The following is a 1,691-nucleotide window of genomic DNA, read 5'->3' as shown; positions in this document are numbered from 1 at the left end:
ACCGTACCGCCCGGCACCCGGCCCGGCGGACCGTCCCTCGCCCAGGTCGAGGCGGCGCACCGTGTCCCGGGTGTAGCGCAGCAGCTCCGGGTGCACGTCGTGCTTGCGGGCGGCGTCGGCGTCGTGGAACAGGTCGAACATCCGCTTGCCGACCAGCATGTGCTGCCACAACGGCACCGGACGGTGCTCGCTGACCACCACCGTGGTCTCGCCGCGAACGGTGATCAGCCAGTCGGCGAACTCCTCGGCGTTGGACACCGTCGCCGACAGCGACACCAGCGTGACCGAGGCGGGCAGGTGGATGATGACCTCCTCCCACACCCCGCCCCGGAACCGGTCGGCCAGGTAGTGGACCTCGTCCATCACCACGTACGCGAGGCCCTGGAGGGTGCTCGACCCGGCGTAGAGCATGTTGCGCAGCACCTCGGTGGTCATCACCACCACGGGCGCGTCGCCGTTGATGGCGTTGTCGCCGGTGAGCAGCCCCACCTGCTCGGCGCCGTAGCGGTCGACCAGGTCGTGGTACTTCTGGTTGGACAGCGCCTTGATCGGCGTCGTGTAGAAGCACTTGCGGCGGGCGCCGTCGGCCGGCGCCGGCTGCCCGGGGGCACCCCGCAACGCCAGGTGTACGGCGAACTCGCCGACCACGGTCTTGCCGGCCCCGGTCGGGGCGCAGACCAGCACCCCGCTGCCCCGCTCCAGGGCCTGACACGACTCGCGCTGGAAATCGTCGAGGTCGAACCCGAGATCGGCGGTGAACTCTTCCAGGGCCGGGAACTGTGAGGCCTGGGCGGCCCGGCGGCGTGCCGCGGCGTACCGCTCGGCGGGGCTCGACATGTCACCAAGATTAGTGCGTGCCACCGACGGCCACCCGGCAAGGCCGTCCGGCAGGGCGGTCCGGGTGGGTCGGTAGGGTGCACGTCGTGCCGGATCATCCCGAACCGACCGACGCCCTCCCCGGTGTCGACGACACCCGTCGCAGGCCGTCCCGCCGGCCCGTACGGGCGGTGCTGCTCGACTTCCACGGCACCCTCGCCCAGGTCGAGGAGCCCCGGGAGTGGGTGCTGGCCGCCGCGGCGGCGTGCGGCGTGACGCTGGACCGCATTCGCGCCACCGCGCTGGCCGACCGGCTGCTCACCGCCGGCCGGGCCGGGGGACCACTGCCGGGTCGGGTGCCGCCCCGACTGGCCGAACTCTGGGCCGACCGTGACCTCTACGAGCACGCCCACCGGGGCGCGTACACCGGGCTGGCCGAGACGGTCGACGCGGGGATCGACGGGTTCGCCGACGCCCTCTACGAGCGCGTGCTGGTGCCGGAGGGCTGGGTACCGTACCCGGACACCGCCCCGACGCTCGCCGGGCTGCGCGCGGCCGGCGTAAAGGTGGGCGTGGTCAGCAACATCGGCTTCGACCTGCGGCCCATCTTCGACGCCTGGGGCCTCGCCGACCTGGTCGACGCGTTCGTCCTCTCCTACGAGGTGGGCCGCTGCAAGCCCGACCCGGCGATCTTCTGGCGCGCCTGCGGGATGCTCGGCGTCGACCCGGAGGAGTCACTGATGGTCGGCGACACTCCCGCCGACGCCGGTGCCGTGGCCGCCGGTTGCGCCGTGCTGGTCCTGCCTCCCGCCGACCCCGGCCGCCCCAACGGCCTAGGTTCCGTCCTCGACCTCCTCCCCCACCCCTAACCCAGT

2 protein-coding genes are annotated in these 1,691 nt (G+C 72.9%); one reads left to right on the top strand and one right to left on the bottom strand.

Annotated elements, in window-relative coordinates; genetic code table 11:
* Positions 1 to 837 (bottom strand): DEAD/DEAH box helicase (locus tag EYA84_RS31575; protein ID WP_131057825.1); only part of this gene is annotated, 837 nt, incomplete at its 3' end.
* 86 nt (positions 838 to 923) lie between these two features.
* On the opposite strand from EYA84_RS31575, the gene EYA84_RS31570 reads away from it, so the two are divergent.
* Entirely contained in the window at positions 924 to 1,685 is a 762-nt protein-coding gene (locus EYA84_RS31570; protein WP_131057824.1) for an HAD family hydrolase, read from the top strand.
* Positions 1,686 to 1,691 lie beyond the last annotated feature (6 nt).

It is taken from the genome of Verrucosispora sp. SN26_14.1 (genome assembly GCF_004307965.1).
In the GTDB taxonomy this organism is placed as follows: domain Bacteria; phylum Actinomycetota; class Actinomycetes; order Mycobacteriales; family Micromonosporaceae; genus Micromonospora.
The sequence above is the reverse complement of the archived record's forward strand: the minus strand, read 5'-3'. Positions and strand labels throughout refer to the sequence as shown.